At 72.9% G+C, this 14,679-nt stretch carries 13 protein-coding genes and 1 other RNA gene; 2 read left to right on the top strand and 12 right to left on the bottom strand.

Annotation, left to right across the window (positions count from 1 at the left end):
- Nucleotides 1–13 precede the first annotated feature (13 nt).
- From AC02VZ_RS14030 to AC02VZ_RS14000, 7 genes are all read right to left on the bottom strand, one after another.
- Nucleotides 14–799, bottom strand: coding sequence for a zf-HC2 domain-containing protein (locus AC02VZ_RS14030; RefSeq protein ID WP_432055105.1), 786 nt, complete (start codon nucleotides 797–799; stop codon nucleotides 14–16).
- 47 nt (nucleotides 800–846) lie between these two features.
- A complete protein-coding gene (locus tag AC02VZ_RS14025) occupies nucleotides 847–1,428 on the bottom strand; it encodes a sigma-70 family RNA polymerase sigma factor (protein WP_164338096.1) in 582 nt (193 codons plus the stop codon).
- A gap of 348 nt (nucleotides 1,429–1,776) precedes the next feature.
- The gene (locus AC02VZ_RS14020) at nucleotides 1,777–2,373 is read right to left on the bottom strand and encodes a CGNR zinc finger domain-containing protein (protein ID WP_476475475.1); all 597 of its coding nucleotides are present in this window, start codon (nucleotides 2,371–2,373) and stop codon (nucleotides 1,777–1,779) included.
- A 138-nt stretch (nucleotides 2,374–2,511) separates the two neighbouring features.
- A complete protein-coding gene (locus AC02VZ_RS14015; RefSeq protein WP_476475474.1) occupies nucleotides 2,512–3,666 on the bottom strand; it encodes a uroporphyrinogen-III synthase in 1,155 nt (384 codons plus the stop codon).
- A gap of 120 nt (nucleotides 3,667–3,786) precedes the next feature.
- Nucleotides 3,787–5,148, bottom strand: coding sequence for a nitrate/nitrite transporter (locus AC02VZ_RS14010; RefSeq protein WP_476475473.1), 1,362 nt, complete (start codon nucleotides 5,146–5,148; stop codon nucleotides 3,787–3,789).
- Between the two features lie 168 nt (nucleotides 5,149–5,316).
- On the bottom strand, nucleotides 5,317–6,150 hold the full coding sequence (locus tag AC02VZ_RS14005; RefSeq protein WP_476475472.1) for a hypothetical protein: 834 nt from the start codon (nucleotides 6,148–6,150) through the stop codon (nucleotides 5,317–5,319).
- A 26-nt stretch (nucleotides 6,151–6,176) separates the two neighbouring features.
- Nucleotides 6,177–6,647 (bottom strand): ATP-binding protein, encoded by a 471-nt coding sequence (locus AC02VZ_RS14000; RefSeq protein WP_476475471.1) that lies wholly within the window; start codon nucleotides 6,645–6,647, stop codon nucleotides 6,177–6,179.
- A 228-nt stretch (nucleotides 6,648–6,875) separates the two neighbouring features.
- Here AC02VZ_RS14000 and AC02VZ_RS13995 point away from each other — a divergent pair, with 228 nt between their 5' ends.
- Together AC02VZ_RS13995 and AC02VZ_RS13990 are read left to right on the top strand one after the other, a co-directional pair.
- Nucleotides 6,876–7,727 (top strand): helix-turn-helix domain-containing protein, encoded by an 852-nt coding sequence (locus AC02VZ_RS13995; protein WP_476475470.1) that lies wholly within the window; start codon nucleotides 6,876–6,878, stop codon nucleotides 7,725–7,727.
- A 10-nt stretch (nucleotides 7,728–7,737) separates the two neighbouring features.
- On the top strand, nucleotides 7,738–7,911 hold the full coding sequence (locus tag AC02VZ_RS13990) for a DUF397 domain-containing protein (RefSeq protein ID WP_476475469.1): 174 nt from the start codon (nucleotides 7,738–7,740) through the stop codon (nucleotides 7,909–7,911).
- 34 nt (nucleotides 7,912–7,945) lie between these two features.
- Here AC02VZ_RS13990 and AC02VZ_RS13985 read toward each other — a convergent pair whose 3' ends face one another.
- From AC02VZ_RS13985 to smpB, 5 genes are all read right to left on the bottom strand, one after another.
- Nucleotides 7,946–9,262, bottom strand: coding sequence for an acyltransferase family protein (locus AC02VZ_RS13985; RefSeq protein ID WP_476475468.1), 1,317 nt, complete (start codon nucleotides 9,260–9,262; stop codon nucleotides 7,946–7,948).
- A gap of 67 nt (nucleotides 9,263–9,329) precedes the next feature.
- On the bottom strand, nucleotides 9,330–11,525 hold the full coding sequence (locus tag AC02VZ_RS13980; protein ID WP_476475467.1) for a bifunctional polysaccharide deacetylase/glycosyltransferase family 2 protein: 2,196 nt from the start codon (nucleotides 11,523–11,525) through the stop codon (nucleotides 9,330–9,332).
- Nucleotides 11,525–13,051, bottom strand: coding sequence for a hypothetical protein (locus AC02VZ_RS13975; RefSeq protein WP_476475466.1), 1,527 nt, complete (start codon nucleotides 13,049–13,051; stop codon nucleotides 11,525–11,527). Before AC02VZ_RS13975 ends, AC02VZ_RS13980 begins: the two co-directional genes overlap by 1 nt.
- A gap of 548 nt (nucleotides 13,052–13,599) precedes the next feature.
- Nucleotides 13,600–14,001: a transfer-messenger RNA gene (gene ssrA, locus AC02VZ_RS13970) on the bottom strand.
- Between the two features lie 175 nt (nucleotides 14,002–14,176).
- Nucleotides 14,177–14,656: an SsrA-binding protein SmpB gene (gene smpB / locus AC02VZ_RS13965; protein WP_432055092.1), complete on the bottom strand. Its 480-nt coding sequence runs from the start codon at nucleotides 14,654–14,656 to the stop codon at nucleotides 14,177–14,179.
- Nucleotides 14,657–14,679: the final 23 nt, after the last annotated feature.

The following is a 14,679-nucleotide window of genomic DNA, read 5'->3' as shown; positions in this document are numbered from 1 at the left end:
GGGCCGGGTGAGGCTACGCGTCCACTTCGACGAGCTGCTTGCCGTCGAAGTCCACCACGACGAAGTGGTCGATCTCGTTCATCTCGAAGGCCGCGCCGCCCTGGATGTAGAGCGGCTGCCGGGCCTTGTCCGTCTTGGCGTCGGGCACGCCGTAGCCCTCGGCGGGGACGGACCACGAGGTGACCGTCTCGCGCTCGCCGTTCTTGCCGACGGCGATCAGCGAGCACTTCTCGAAGCCCTTGAGGTTCCGCAGCTCGGTGACGGTGCCGGTGCCCCAGTCCTTCTCCTGGAGGGCGACGGTCACGGTGACCTTGGTGGTGGGGTCGGTGGCGGTGACCTTGTCGGGGATCTGCTCGAAGGCGTCCTTGGCCGGGTTCGCCGAGAGCGTCCGGTTGGTGTCGCCCCCGCCCCCGCCGTCTCCCCCGCTGTTCGCCGCCACGGCGACGAACGGGCCGCTGACGATCAGCGCGCCGGCGGCGGCCACCATGTAGAAGTTGCGGCGGCGCTTCCTGGCCCTGCGCTCGGCGACCTCGTCGACCAGCTTCTCCACCACGCGCGGGGAGGGCTTGGCGGACAGCGACTCGCCGATCGACGGCGTGCCGGAGCCGGGCAGGTCCGCGAGCGCGGCCAGCATCGGTTCCATCCCGGCGAGTTCGTCGAGCTGCTGGGCGCACCACTCGCAGGTCGCGAGGTGCATCTCGAAGCGGCCGGCCTCGGCGTCGTCCAGGATGCCGAGGGCGTAGGCGCCGACGGTCTCGTGCTCGTTCGGCACCGGTGATCCCTCCATGGGAGCAGACATACCCGTACCACCCGCGCCGAATCCCTGGTTTCCCCCGTACACACCCATCACGCCGTCACCCCCCGCTCCTCCAGTGCCAGCTTCATCGAACGCAGGGCGTAGAACACCCTGGAGCGCACCGTACCGCTGGGTATCCCGAGCGTTTCGGCCGCCTCGTTGACCGTACGTCCCTTGAAGTACGTCTCGACGAGCACCTCCCGGTGGGCAGGTGTCAGGTCGTCGAGTGCGTCCGACAACGTCATCAGCCACAGCGCCTTGTCGATCTCGTCCTCCGCGGGGATGACCTCCAGCGGCGACGGATCGACCTCCTGCGGCCGGGCCTGCCGGCTGCGGTGGCCGTCGATGACGATGCGCCGGGCGACCGTCACCAGCCAGGGGCGTACCGAACCGGTCGCCCGATTGAGCTGACCGGCGTTCTTCCAGGCACGGATGAGCGTTTCCTGCACGACGTCCTCGGCGCGCTGCCGGTCTCCGGCGACCAGCCGCAGCACATAGGCCAGCAGGGGTCCGGCGTGCTCGCGGTACAGAGCACGCATCAGCTCCTCGTCAGGTTCCGAGGGCTGGGACGCGCGATGTCGGGCCCTCGTTCCACGTTCATTGGCCACGACGGAATCCTTGCGCACGCCCACCTCCGGTGTCCGGGGGATCCCCCAGTCGGTCGCTCGACTACCGGTACGCAGCACAAGGGGCGGGTGTTCAAAGCGAGGTGAGACTTTTCCGCGGGCCGACGTGACGAGGGAGGACATGGAGCCACATATTCCCCCCGCGCTCTTTACATTTCCGACACACCTGACGGGAGGGGGCGCGCTGCCCGTCCTCCGGAACCCGCAAACGAGGTGTAAGCAACGTCACTTCGGAGTGCGGAGCACACAAGCGGCAAACAGGACACCGGCCGCCGCACCCGTCCCCCGGAAGCGCCCCGGGACCCCCGCGCCGGGCCCTTCCGCACGGCACCCGAAGGGCCTCAGAGGGTGGGGTCAGGCGCGGGTCAGGGCGGCGGCGCGGCGGCGGTGGCGGGCGACCCGCTCACGGTTCCCGCAGACCTCACTGGAGCACCAGCGCCTCCGGCGTCCCCGGGACGTGTCCACGTACACGATGGGGCAGTTGTCCCCCTCGCACTGGCGCAGGCTCGCCCGTGCCACCGGATCGGTCAGCAGGTCCACCGCGTCCCGGGCGATCGCGCCGAGCAGGGCGCCCCGCCGGGGCGGGCCGTCCAGGCGCCGCACCAGCGTGCCGTCCGCCCCCGGCACGGCCCGCGGGGCGGGCGGTGCCACGCGGGCGAGTTCGTTGACCCGGGCCAGCGCGAGGTCGTGCGCCGGACGTCCGGGGGTCGGCCGGCCGCGCAGCAACGGCACCAGCAGACCGCGCAGTTCACGGAAGGCGGGCGGCCAGGAGGCGTCGGCGTGGGCGAGCGGGGTGCCCGGCGGGACCAGACCGGAGCCGGTGATCCAGGCGCGCAGCACCGCCAGGGAGTCGAGCCGTTCGACGGGATGCGTGGTGGCGAGCAGGTCCAGACACACCCGTCCGGTGTCGAACCGCAGCTCGTGGGACGCCGTGGCCGTGCCGAGTGCCATGAGCCTGTCACCGCCTGGGGTGCGCCCCGGCCGGGGGCCGGTGCGGCGCGAGCGAGGGGGCCGGGGAACCGTCCTTCTACAGTGCCCGTCCCCGTGCCCGCCCGGAACCCCCCGGGGCCCTCCGCGGCCGGCGCCCGCTCAGGAACCGGCGTACTTCTCCTCCGCCCGGGGGTCCAGGGCGAGCCGGTAGCCGCGCTTGACGACGGTCTGGATCAGCTGCGGGGCGCCCAGCGCCGCCCGGAGCCGGGCCATCGCGGTCTCCACGGCGTGCTCGTCCCGGCCGGCACCGGGCAGCGCCCGCAGCAGGTCCGCGCGGGCCACGACCCAGCCGGGCCGCCGGGCCAGCGCCCGCAGCAGGGCCATCCCGGCCGGCGGCACCGGCCGCAGTGCGCCGTCGACGACGGCCGCGTGCCCGCGGATCTCCAGCCGGTGCCCGGCGACCGGCAGCGAGCGGGCGCGGGCGGGCAGGTCCCGGCAGAGCAGCTGGACCAGCGGGCCGAGCCGGAAGCGCTCGGGGTGCACGGTGTCGATGCCGCGCGCCTGCAACGGCAGCGCGGTGACCGGGCCGACGCAGGCGGCCAGTACGTCGTGGCCGAGGGCGGCCAGCAGGTCGTCGAGCCGTCCCCGTTCCTCGGCCCGGGCCAGCAGCGAGGCGGCGGCGGGCGCGCTGGTGAAGGTCACCGCGTCCAGCGTGCGGGCGACGGCCGCGTCCAGCAGCCGGTCGACGGGGCCGAGGTCCTCCGGCGGCAGCCACCGGTAGACCGGCACCCCGATCACCTCCGCTCCCGCGGCCTCCAGCGCCTCCACGAACCCGGGCAGCGGTTCCCCGTGCAGCTGGATCGCGACGCGCAGTCCGTCGACGCCCTCCGCCAGCAGCCGGTCGAGCACCTCGGCCATCGACTCCGAGGGCGGCGACCACTCCTCCCCCAGCCCGGCGGCCCGCACGGCCCCCTTCACCTTGGGGCCGCGGGCCAGGATCCGCGCCCCGCGCAACGTGGTGAGCAGGTTCTCGCCCAGGCCCCAGCCGTCGGCGGCGGACATCCAGCCGCGGAACCCGATCGCGGTGGTGGCGACCGCGATGTCCGGGGCGCGGCCGATGATCTCCTTGGTGGCGGCCAGCAGTTCACTGTCGTCGGCCAGCGGCACGATCCGCAGGGCGGGCGCGTGCAGCACGACGGCTCCGCGCCGCTCCAGCAGCGCGCCCAGCTCGTCGGCCCGGCGCGCCGCGGTCACCCCCACGGTGAAGCCCGCGAGGGGCCCGTGGGCGGGTGGCTGCTGTTGTTCGTCGTCCATGGCTCTCGTCCCGGGATCGAGTCGGCGTACCGCGGGGAGGCGCGGCTCCGCCTCCCCGCCGCCCGAGCCTGTCAGTGATCCATGACGGGCTCGGTTCGGCTTCGTGTCACCAGTGTTACGTCATACCTCGGCGTAACTGACCTGCCCCTTCCCCGCGGGGGCGGTGTCCGGGCCGGACAGCCGGGCCGCGGGGCGGCGTCGCAGGTACACGGCCCAGGTGACCGCGCAGCAGACCGCGTAGCAGGCGAGGAAGGCCACGAACGCGCCGGTGCCGGAGCCGTGGGCGAGGAAGGACTGCCGGAACGCCAGGTTGATGCCGACCCCGCCGAGCGCGCCCACCGCCCCGATCAGCCCCATGGCCGCCCCGGACAGCCGCCGCCCGTACGCCGCCGCCTCCTCCCCCGCGAGCCCCCGGGCCAGCGCCTTCGCCCGGAAGATGCCGGGGATCATCTTGTACGTCGACCCGTTGCCGAGCCCGGTCAGCACGAACAGGACCACGAAGGCGGCGGTGAACAGCGTCAGCGACTGCCGGGTGGAGGCGGTGATCAGCACGGCGGTCGCCGCGCCCATGGCGACGAAGGTTCCCAGCGTGATGCGCGCGCCGCCGTACCGGTCGGCGAGCCACCCGCCCAGCGGCCGGATCAGCGACCCGAGCAGCGGGCCGAGGAAGGTGACGTACGCGGCCTGGAGCGGGGTGCGGCCGAACTGCGTCTGGAGCACCTGCCCGAAGGCGAAGCTGTAGCCGATGAACGAGCCGAAGGTGCCGATGTAGAGGAGGGACATGATCCAGGTCTGCGGGTCCCGCGCGGCCTCCCGGGCGGCGCCGGTGTCGTTGCTGACGGAGGCGAGGTTGTCCATGTGCCGGGCGGCGAGCACGGCGGCGGCGACGATCAGCGGGATGTAGAGGCCGAGCAGCACGCGCGGCCCCCCGCCGGCGCCAATGATCGCGAGCGCGGCGAGCTGGATCACCGGGACGCCGATGTTGCCGCCGCCGGCGTTCAGGCCCAGCGCCCAGCCCTTCTTCCGAAGCGGGAAGAAGGCGTTGATGTTGGTCATGGAGGAGGCGAAGTTGCCGCCGCCGATCCCGGCCAGCAGGCCGACCAGCAGGAACGTGGAGAAGGAGGTGCCCGGCTCCATCACCGCGAAGGCGGCGACGGTCGGCACCAGCAGCAGCCCGGCGCTGATCACCGTCCAGTTCCGCCCGCCGACGACGGCGACGGCGAAGGTGTACGGCACCCGGACGACGGCGCCGACCAGGGTGACCAGCGAGGTCAGCAGGAACTTGTCGGCGGGGGTGAGCCCGTACTCCGGGCCCATGAAGAGCACCAGCACCGACCACATCGTCCAGACGGAGAACCCGATGTGCTCCGACACCACCGAGAAGAGGAGGTTCCGGCGGGCGACGCGCTCCCCGGTGCGGTGCCAGAAGGTCTCGTCCTCCGGGTCCCACTGCTCGATCCAGCGACCGCCGGTGGCTGTCATGGGGCCTCCCCTGTGCTCCGGGACGTGACGCGCGGCCGGGTGTGCCGCGTCGGGACGGTCCGACGGTAGGCAGGGGGCGTTTCGGCCCTGTGGCGGGCGGTGACCGGCAGGGAACGTTGCTCTCACCCGGGGCGGAGGCCGGGTGAGAGGCGGCGGGGCGGCGGGGGCCTACCGCGGGGGCTGCTGCCCGTAGGGGGCCTGCGGCGGGGCGTACGGCTCGGGGGCCTGGGACGGGGCCCCGTACGGGTGCGGTGCCGACGGGGCGTGCGGCACCGGCTGCGGAGGCTGCGCCCCGGGCTGATACCCGTACCCGTAGCCGGGCACGGGCGCCGGCAGGGCGGGGGCGGGGACGCCGTAGGGGGTGCCCCCGTAGGGGCCACCGCCGTGCGGGCTGCCGTGGCCCGGCGCCGCGGCGCCCGGCGGGAGGTGGCGCACCCGCCCCGTCCCGTCGGTGACCGGGACGAACCCGGCGGCCCGCAGCCGCGCCGCGAACGTGGCGTTGCGTCTGCGGTTGACGACGAACCCGATCCCGCAGGCGCCCATCAGCGCCAGCCAGATCACCGCGGCGACGGCGTAGTGGGACGGCTCGTTCCCGAACCGGAACGCCAGCAGGACGCACCCGACGGTGGCACCGGCGACCCCCCACAGCATCCGCCGCTCGGCGTTCCGCCCGGTGAGGTCGAAGTTGATGCGCGCCTTGAGGAGTTCGAGGGCGTCCGGCACCGGGGGCGGCACCGACACCCCGTCGTGGGCGTTCGGGTACTGGGCCCAGTTCTGCGCGGCGCGGGCGCGGGCCTGCGGGCTGGGGTCGGGCACGATCAGCATGATGAACTGGCTGTTGTTCGCACCGCCGTACCGCACGTCGGCGTACTCGTAGCCGAACTGCTGGGCGACGAAGGCGAGTCGCGCGAGCCTCTTCACGGAAGCCATCGCGCTGGTCACCTCGACCGGCCCTCCGCCCGCCATCAGCCGCAGCATCTTCCGCGTCTGCCGCCTGCTCATCCGCCCCACCCCCGTGGTCACACCGTTCACTTCCGCAACAGGGGCAGTCTGGCACGGGCGTCGACCTCGAACCAGAGCAGCTTCCCCACCGCCCGCCCCGGCCCGCCGCCGCCGGTGGTCCAGCCGCCCCAGGAGTCGGCGTACTCCCGCACGAGGCCCAGTCCCCGACCCGATTCGGCGTCGGGTGCGACGGGCGGCACGCCGTCGCGGTCCGGCGGGCCGAAAGGAGGGGGGACATGGGGATGGCTGTCCCACACCCCGACCCGCAGCCGGCCGTCGCCCAGTCCCGAAAGCCGCAGGGAGGCCGGTCCGTCGGTGTGCCGGTAGGCGTTGGTGACCAGCTCCGACGTCAACAACTCCACGACGTCGGCAGCGTCCTGCATGCCGTGCCCGTCGAGCGCCGCCCGCACCGTCACGCGTGCGACGCGTACCGCGCGCGGGTCATGGGGGAGGCGAAGGGCGTATGCCCAGGGGTGGGGCGGGGCTACGGTGACCATGGTTGTCTCCGGGGGTGGAAGGGGACCGGGACGCGCTCGGCCACTCCGTCGGACGGTGGCGGTGCCGCGTCCTGCGGTGCACTTCCGGCCTGTGGAGTGGGCGATCGAGCGCTGTGCGACCACCGTAGAACCGATGGTTAGATGGTTCCTACGAAAAGACCTGAATCCATGCAGGCTTCACTCGTGTGAGGGAGAAACGCGCCGCCTCGCGGCCGGGAGGGACACACTTTGCCGCCCACGAACAATCCGACGCTGCGGCAGCGGAGACTGGGCGCTGAGCTGCGCAAGCTCCGTGAACGGGCCGGCCTCACCGCGACCGCCGCCGGGGAGCTGCTCGGCGTCAACCAGGCGCGCATCAGCATGATCGAGACGGGACGCACGCCCGTCAGCGCCGACCGGATCCACTCCATGGCACACGCCTACGCCTGCCCCGATGCCGCACTGGTCGACGCCTTGGCCGCGATGACCGGGCGGCGATCGCGGGGCTGGTGGGAGGAGTACCGGGAGCACCTTCCCGCGGGCCTCATCGACCTCGCCGAACTGGAGCACCACGCGACGGCACTACGTGTCGCGCTGGTCGTCCACATCCCGGCACTGCTGCAGACCACGGAACACGCCCGGGCCCTCTTCCGCGAAGCGGTCCCCCCGCTACGGCAGTTCGAGATCGAGCACCGCGTGACCCACCGCATCAAGCGACAGGGCGTTCTGCACCGCGCGACCCCACCTCCCTACACGGCGGTGATCCACGAGTCCGCTCTGCGCATGGGCTACGGCGGTCCCGCGACCGTCCGCGCCCAGCTCCGGCATCTGCTGGACATGAGCGAACTGGAACACGTCACCGTTCGGATCATTCCGTTCGGCAAGGGCTCCTTCCCGGGAACGGGACAGTCGATCGACTATCTGTCGGGGCCCGTCCCGCAGCTCGACACCGTGCAGCTGGACACCCACCACGGGTGCGAATTCCTCGACGCGGAAGCCCAGTTGAGAAAGTACCGTTCCGTACTCGACCGCATGGAGTCGAACGCCCTCGAGCCCGCCGAATCCCGCGACCTGATCCACCGCGTCGCCCAGGAGACCTGAGAGAGGCACCATGTCCGATCACGCTTGGCGCAAGTCCTCCTACAGCCCGGATGCTTCCAACTGCGTCGAAGTGGCCACCGCACCCGCCACCGTCCTCATACGCGACTCGAAGGCCGCGCGCGGCCCCCGTCTCGCCTTCTCCCCCACCACGTGGACCGCCTTCCTCGCTCACCTCGCCAGGTGAACGGTGGGGACACCGGCGTTGCCCGCCGCGGCCGTCAGCGCAGGGCGTGACGTGCGGCGTCCCCGCTCTCACCCCCGGTGCGCCGCCCGTGGCGGCGGCCCCTTCGGCGTCCGTCGGGCCACAGGCGGGGGCGGCGCCTGGCGGCGAGGTCCTCGGCCCAGCCGAAGGCCACCACGCAGCCCGCGATCAGGATCCAGGTCAGGATCAGCACCGGCCAGGTGCTCTCCAGCAGCCAGGGCACGTGGCGTTCCAGCGTCTCGAAGCCCCACAGCCGGTCGTAGAGGGTGGCGGCGGTGAGGATGCACACGTTGTGCCAGAGGTAGACGGTCACCGCGCGGGAGTTGAGCAGGGTGACCGCCCGGTCCCAGCGGCGCAGCCGGTGCGGCCACTCGCTCCACGACGGGCTCAGGTGGAGCAGCAGCAGGACGGTGCCGAAGGACCACAGGGCCTGCGCCGGGGGGATGGAGTCCAGGTCGTGGCCGGTGCCGAAGCCGTCGCGGACGGCGTACCACAGGCCCGCGCAGGCGATGAGCGGGGCCAGTGACGGCACCACGTACTGCGGCAGGCGTTTGAGGACGCCCTGCTGGTGGGCCATGCCCAGGATCCAGCAGGCGCCGAAGGTGCTGAAGTCGGTGAGCGCCGAGTCGACGCGCTCGCCCGGCAGGGAGATCCAGCCGAGGTGGAGCACGCCGGACAGGGCGAGCGGGGCGAGGATCGTCGCCCAGGGCAGGACGCGCAGCAGCTTCAGCAGGTACGGGGAGAGCAGCACGAACCAGAGGTAGGCGCGGAGGTACCAGAGCGGGCCGGCGAGTTCGGCGGCCCAGTCCTCGCCGAGGACGCCGTGCACGCCGGGCATCCCCTCGGCGTACGGCGGGTCGCTGAGCGGCAGGACCCAGAAGCCGAGGTGGAGGAACCACCAGCCGGGGTGGCCGTCGTCGTCCGGGCTCCAGCCCTGGGCCAGCATGCCGGTCACACCGATCGCGCCGAGCAGCCACAGCGGGGGCAGCAGGCGGCGCAGACGGCCGCGGACGACCTGGACGGCGGGCCGCTTCAGGGAGCGGGCCATGAGGTGGCCGGCCAGGGCGAACATCACGCCCATGGACGGGAAGACGACCGGCAGCCAGGCCCAGCCGGTCAGGTGGTAGAGGACGACGCGGAACAGGGCGACCGCGCGCAGCAGGTCGAAGTAGCGGTCGCGGGCGGGAGGCGGGCCGGCCGGTCGAGCCGGGTCGGCCGGGTCCGGTCGTCGAGCCGGGTCAGCCGGGTCGGCCGGTTCGACGGTCGGGGGTCCGGGGGGTGCGTCCGGGCCGGGGGCGCCGTCCCGGGGGGACGGCAGGCCGGTGGTCGTCATGCGGTGCGGTGCTTCCTGGTCGTGCCCCGGCCGGCGGGCGCCGGCCGGGGGCGGGAAGGGACGGCGCTCAGGCCACCGGCCGGCCGTCCCGTACCTGCGGGGACGGGATCTCGGCGGCCCCCGGCGGTGCCTGGACACCGCCCTTGCGGCGCAGCTTCTGCCAGCGCAGCCGGCCGCCGGTCAGCGCGGTGATCCAGGACTGCAGCAGCACGACGTACATCAGCTGCCGGTAGAGGATCTGCTGGAGCGGCAGGGAGAGCAGCGGGGTGAGCTTCTCCTTGTCGAGGACGAACGCGTAGGCCGCGCAGGCCGCCTGGATGGCGAGGACGCCGAACCAGGCCAGGACGGTCTTGCCGGTGGGGCCGAAGACCAGGCCGTAGACGAGGAACACGTCGATCAGCGGTGCCAGCAGCGGCGCGAGGACCATGAACAGCGACACCAGCGGCAGGCCGACCCGGCCGAAGCGGCCCGAGGGGCCCCGTTCGACGAGGGCCCTGCGGTGCTTCCAGATGGCCTGCATGGTGCCGTAGGACCAGCGGTAGCGCTGGGACCACAGCTGCTGGACCGACTCCGGGGCCTCGGTCCAGGCGCGGGCGTTCTCGGCGTAGACCACCTTCCAGCCGTCGCGGTGGATGGCCATGGTGATGTCGGTGTCCTCGGCGAGCGTGTCGTCGCTCATGCCGCCGACCCGCTCCAGCGCCGAGCGGCGGAACGCGCCGACGGCACCGGGGATGGTGGGCATGCACTGCAGGACGTCGTACATCCGGCGGTCGAGGTTGAAGCCCATCACGTACTCGATGTGCTGCCAGGCGCCGATCAGCTTGTCCTTGTTGCCGACCTTGGCGTTGCCGGCGACGGCGCCGACGCGCGGGTCGCCGAAGGGCTGCACCAGTTCGCGGACGGTGGTGGGTTCGAAGACGGTGTCGCCGTCCATCATCACGATGATGTCGTGACGGGCGTTGGCGACGCCGCGGTTGAGCGCCGCGGGCTTGCCCGCGTTGAGCTGGCGCACCACCCGGACGTTCGGCAGGCCGAGGTCCTCCACGATCCGCGCGGTGCCGTCGCTGGAGCCGTCGTCGATGACGACGACCTCGATGGGGTGGTCACTGGCCATCAGCGAACGCACCGTGTTCTCGATGCACTTGGCCTCGTTGTACGCCGGGACCAGCACCGACACCGGTTCGGTGATCGGCGGGCCCCAGGCGAAGCCCTTGCGGCGCACCTTGCGGGCGTGCAGGGCGGACAGCACCAGCATGAGCAGGAACCGGGCGATGACCGCGAACCCCACGACCGCCAGGCCGACGACCAGCGCGCCGGTGAGGGAGTCGCTGGCCTGGACGAGGAGGACCCAGGCCTTGCCCTTCCACAGGTCCGCACCGGTCACCGGGCTGTGCGCGCTGGGCGCCTCCAGGGCCTCGGTGAGGTTGTCGAACGCGTAGCCCCGCTCCTTGAGGTCGGGGAGCATCCGGTCGAGCGCCCGCACCGTCTGCCCGCGGTCGCCGCCGGAGTCGTGCATCAGGACGATGCCGCCCTTGCCGTCCTCGGGCGTGGAACGCCGGATGATCTCCTCGACGCCGGGCCGGCGCCAGTCCTCGCTGTCGTGCGTGTTGACCACGGTGATGTAGCCGCGTTCCCCGATGTACTGCGCCACCGGCCAGGACCTGTTGTCCATGGCGCCGGCCTGCGAGGAGTAGGGCGGCCGGAACAGGGAGGTGCGGATGCCGGCCGCGCCCGTGATGGCGAGCTGGGTCTGGGACAGCTCGAAGTCGATGCGGCGGTCCGACTGGAGGGCGAGGTCGGGGTGGTTGAAGGTGTGCAGCCCGATCTCGTGGCCCTCGTCGACCATGCGCTCGACGAGGTCCGGGTAGCGGGAGGCCATCGTGCCGGTGACGAAGAAGACGGCGTGCGCGTCGTGTTTCCTCAGCACGTCGAGGACCTGCGGCGTCCACACCGGGTCGGGGCCGTCGTCGAAGGTGAGCACCAGATGACCGTCGGGCACCTGGAGGGCCTCCGCCCGGCCGCCCCGGGTGTCGATGACCGGGCCTCCGTCGAGGACCTTCTCCGGTACCCGGTCGGCGGCGACCGGGGGCTGGACGCGGTGGTCGGCGAGGATCTCGCTGTGCACGAAGCCGCGCAGCAGCAGCATCGCCATCAGGGCGACGAGGAACAGCAGCGGCAGCAGCAGGCGCAGGGGCAGGCGGCGTCGCCGGGAGCCGCCCCGGGCCGCGGCTGCGGTTCCCGGGCGGCGGGTGCGGATGGCCATCAGAGGACGTGCTCCGGGGACGGTGCGGCGGGCGGGTCGGACGGGTCGGACGCGGCCGGCGGCGCGTCGGGCCCGGCGGCCACGACGGGCGGGCCGGCGGGGGCCCCGGCGACGTCGTCGGTGTCCGCGCCGCCTCCGCCTCCGCCTCCGTCACCGCCGCCACCGCCGGCCGGCTCGGTCGTGACGGGCGGGGGCTCCTCCGCCGGGCTCTCGGCGGGCGGCGGTGCGACCGGGGTCGCGGGCTCGGCCGACGAGGTGGGGGCGGTGGTGCCGCCGGGCGCGGGCTTCGTCGCGCGGCCGGTGGAGCCGGGGGCCGGTGCGGTCGTCCGTGCGCCGTCGGCGTCCTGGCGGGGCGCGGTCACCCCGGGGGCGGGAAGGCTGGCGCCGGGCGTGGGCAGGGTGAGGTCGCCCGTGTCGGGCAGGCTTCCGGGGCCGAGGCTCGCGCCGGAACCGGGGACGCCGTCGGACTCGGCGGGGTCCGGCGAGGTCTCGACCTTCCCGGCGGGCGTGTCCTGCTGCTGGCCCGGGACGGGCAGCCAGGGGGCGTCGGAGTTGCCGGACAGCAGGGTGGCGACGATGACGACGGCGTACCCGGCGCAGGCGAGTCCGACGGTCAGGCCGATCCTGCGGTAGCGGCGTCCGCGCCGTCCCGACTCGTCGACGAACACGGGCCCTTCCGAGGGCTCCGGCCCGCTGCCCTGCCCGCCGGGGGTGCGGCGCAGCACGCCGTCCGCGAACTGCACGGAGTCGAGCTGGACGGTGACCTCGTGCGGGTCGTGGGTGTGCTCCCCCGGCACCGCGTCCGCCGCGTCGTCCTCCCGCCAGGGGTCGCGCACCGGGCTCCCGGAGCCGGGCGGTGGGACGGTGGCGGGCCCGTCGGGGGCACGGCCGGGCAGGGGGACGGTGGCGGCTCCCCCGGGGGCACGGCCGGGCGACGGGGGTGTCAGCAATGGGGCCGCCGGGGGCTTCGACAGCGACGTGGCCGGGGGCTTCAGCAACGAGGTCGCCGGGAGCTTCGACAGCGAGGCCGCCGAGGGCTTCAGCAACGAGGTCGCCGGAGGCTTCGACAGCGGGGGCGTCGGCCGTGCGGTGCGCGGGGCCGGCATGCGCAGGGCCGTGGTCCGGCGGTCGCCTGGAACCGCGGAGCCGCCGGCGACGTCGGATCTGGGGTCGTCGGCCCCGGAGACGGCGGAACCGGAGACGGCGGCATGGGAACCGCCCGGCGCGGAACCGTCCGGACCAGAACCGTCCGGAGCGGAGTCCTCGGCGTGGGAGTCGTCGACGCCCGCGTCATCGACCCCCGCGTCATCGACCCCCGAGTCGCCGGCACCGGAGTCGTCGGCGTCGAGGGCGGCGGCTTCCGCGCCGGGGGCCCCGCGGCCGGCGCCGGAGGCACCGGACGTCTCAGCGGCTTCCCGCGCCGCGGAGGCTTCGGAGGTGGCGTCGCGGCCGGTCCTCAGCACCTCGTCGGCCGGTGACGCACCGTCGGTACGGTCCGGTTGGGCGTCTTCTCGCCAAGCTTTCACGCGCACGCACTTCCCCCCAGGGACAGATCCGGGTGCGCGTTCGACCCGAGCACGCATCGCGGACCGGGCCCCCACCCGCTCCGAGCGCCCCGTTTATCACACTGTGCTCGGGCGTTGAATGTAGCGCACGCGGAGGTCCCGTGTTCGCCACGTGGTGATTCGTAGCGGTCGTGAGACAGAGCGGGGACGACACCAACACAGAGCGGGTGGCCGGATCCTTTCGGTCCACGTGTCCCCTGATACCGGACATACCGGGAAGGCACCCGTACAGGCGGACGAGGAGCGACAGGTGCCCCCACGGCGAGAGAGAACCGTCCCGCCCGGGACGACCGGTCGACGCGGGCACCGGCGTCAGGGCCGTCAGCCACACGCCAGGATCCGGCCATGATCCACCGGAGGCCGGTCACCGACCACCGGCCGGTCACCGGACACCGGCCGCACCGCGACGCATCACACGTCGGCCCACACGCCCCACCCCTCCTCCTCGGTGGCGGTGGAACGACGAAGGCCCCGCCGCTGACGCGACGGGGCCTTCGCCCACATGGGGTAAGTGGAGATGGCGGGAATCGAACCCGCGTCCAACGGTGCGGAACCAGGGCTTCTCCGTGTGCAGTCGGCTGTGCTTTTCTCGGCCCCGGAGATCACGCCGACAAGTCTCCGACGGGCCCAGTCACTGTGTGATTTCCCTTTTCACCCCGTGACCGGGATCAAGGTTTAGTTCCCTCAATGATGCCAGGATCCGGGTCGGGAACACCCCCGGGCTGACACTCCCTCAGATGGGGGAGCCGCTACTCGCTACCTGGATCAGGCAGCGAGGGCGAGCTCGCCCTGGGAGATGGATCGCTTGGAATTGGCGATTATTTTTTTCGGCCTGTGGTTTACGAGATCATGGCCGCTTCCTCGACACGCTTCCCCTGCTTCGACATCCGCTGTCGAAACCGATCATCCCCATGTTGTTTTTTCAAACCCTCCGAGGAGGGGCCTCGCGCCCTCCGTGGGGCGCTGGTGCCATCGTACGTGACCAACGCGGGTCGGTGCCAGCGTATTCCCGCGCAGGCCCGGGGCCCACCGGAGCACCGCACCGACGGGCGCGGTGCCGGCGCCACGGGCGCGCCGGACACCGGCCTACGCGCGCTGCTTGCGGCGGACCGCCGAGATCGCCCGCTCGGCCTCGCGCCGGTCCTGCTTCTCCCGCAGCGTCTGCCGCTTGTCGTACTCCTTCTTGCCCTTCGCCAGCGCGATCTCGACCTTCGCGCGGCCGTCCTTGAAGTACAGGGCGAGCGGCACGATCGTGTGCCCCGTCTCCTGGGACTTGGACTCCAGCTTGTCGATCTCCGCGCGGTGCAGCAGCAGCTTCCGCTTGCGGCGCGCGCTGTGGTTGGTCCAGGTGCCCTGGCTGTACTCCGGTACGTGCACGTTGTGCAGCCACGCCTCGTGGTCGCTGAGCTGGACGAAGCCGTCCGCCAGCGACGCCCTGCCCTGACGCAGCGACTTCACCTCGGTACCGGTGAGGACCAGGCCGGCCTCGTAGGTGTCGATGATGTGGTAGTCGTGCCGCGCCTTCTTGTTCTGCGCGATCAGCTTGCGCCCTTTTTCCTTAGCCATAGTGCAGCCATCTTCGCACTGAG

The sequence above is a fragment of the Streptomyces sp. 3-6 genome, assembly GCF_056323165.1.
The sequence above is the reverse complement of the archived record's forward strand: the minus strand, read 5'-3'. Positions and strand labels throughout refer to the sequence as shown.

Coding starts and splice junctions, on each gene's coding strand:
- AC02VZ_RS14030 (WP_432055105.1), bottom strand. CDS start 799: ATGTCTGCTCCCATGGAGGGATCACCGGTGCCGAACGAGCACGAGACC.
- AC02VZ_RS14020 (WP_476475475.1), bottom strand. CDS start 2,373: ATGGCACTCGGCACGGCCACGGCGTCCCACGAGCTGCGGTTCGACACC.
- AC02VZ_RS14015 (WP_476475474.1), bottom strand. CDS start 3,666: ATGGACGACGAACAACAGCAGCCACCCGCCCACGGGCCCCTCGCGGGC.
- AC02VZ_RS14010 (WP_476475473.1), bottom strand. CDS start 5,148: ATGACAGCCACCGGCGGTCGCTGGATCGAGCAGTGGGACCCGGAGGAC.
- AC02VZ_RS14005 (WP_476475472.1), bottom strand. CDS start 6,150: ATGAGCAGGCGGCAGACGCGGAAGATGCTGCGGCTGATGGCGGGCGGA.
- AC02VZ_RS14000 (WP_476475471.1), bottom strand. CDS start 6,647: ATGGTCACCGTAGCCCCGCCCCACCCCTGGGCATACGCCCTTCGCCTC.
- AC02VZ_RS13990 (WP_476475469.1), top strand. CDS start 7,738: ATGTCCGATCACGCTTGGCGCAAGTCCTCCTACAGCCCGGATGCTTCC.
- AC02VZ_RS13985 (WP_476475468.1), bottom strand. CDS start 9,262: ATGACGACCACCGGCCTGCCGTCCCCCCGGGACGGCGCCCCCGGCCCG.
- AC02VZ_RS13980 (WP_476475467.1), bottom strand. CDS start 11,525: ATGGCCATCCGCACCCGCCGCCCGGGAACCGCAGCCGCGGCCCGGGGC.
- smpB (WP_432055092.1), bottom strand. CDS start 14,656: ATGGCTAAGGAAAAAGGGCGCAAGCTGATCGCGCAGAACAAGAAGGCG.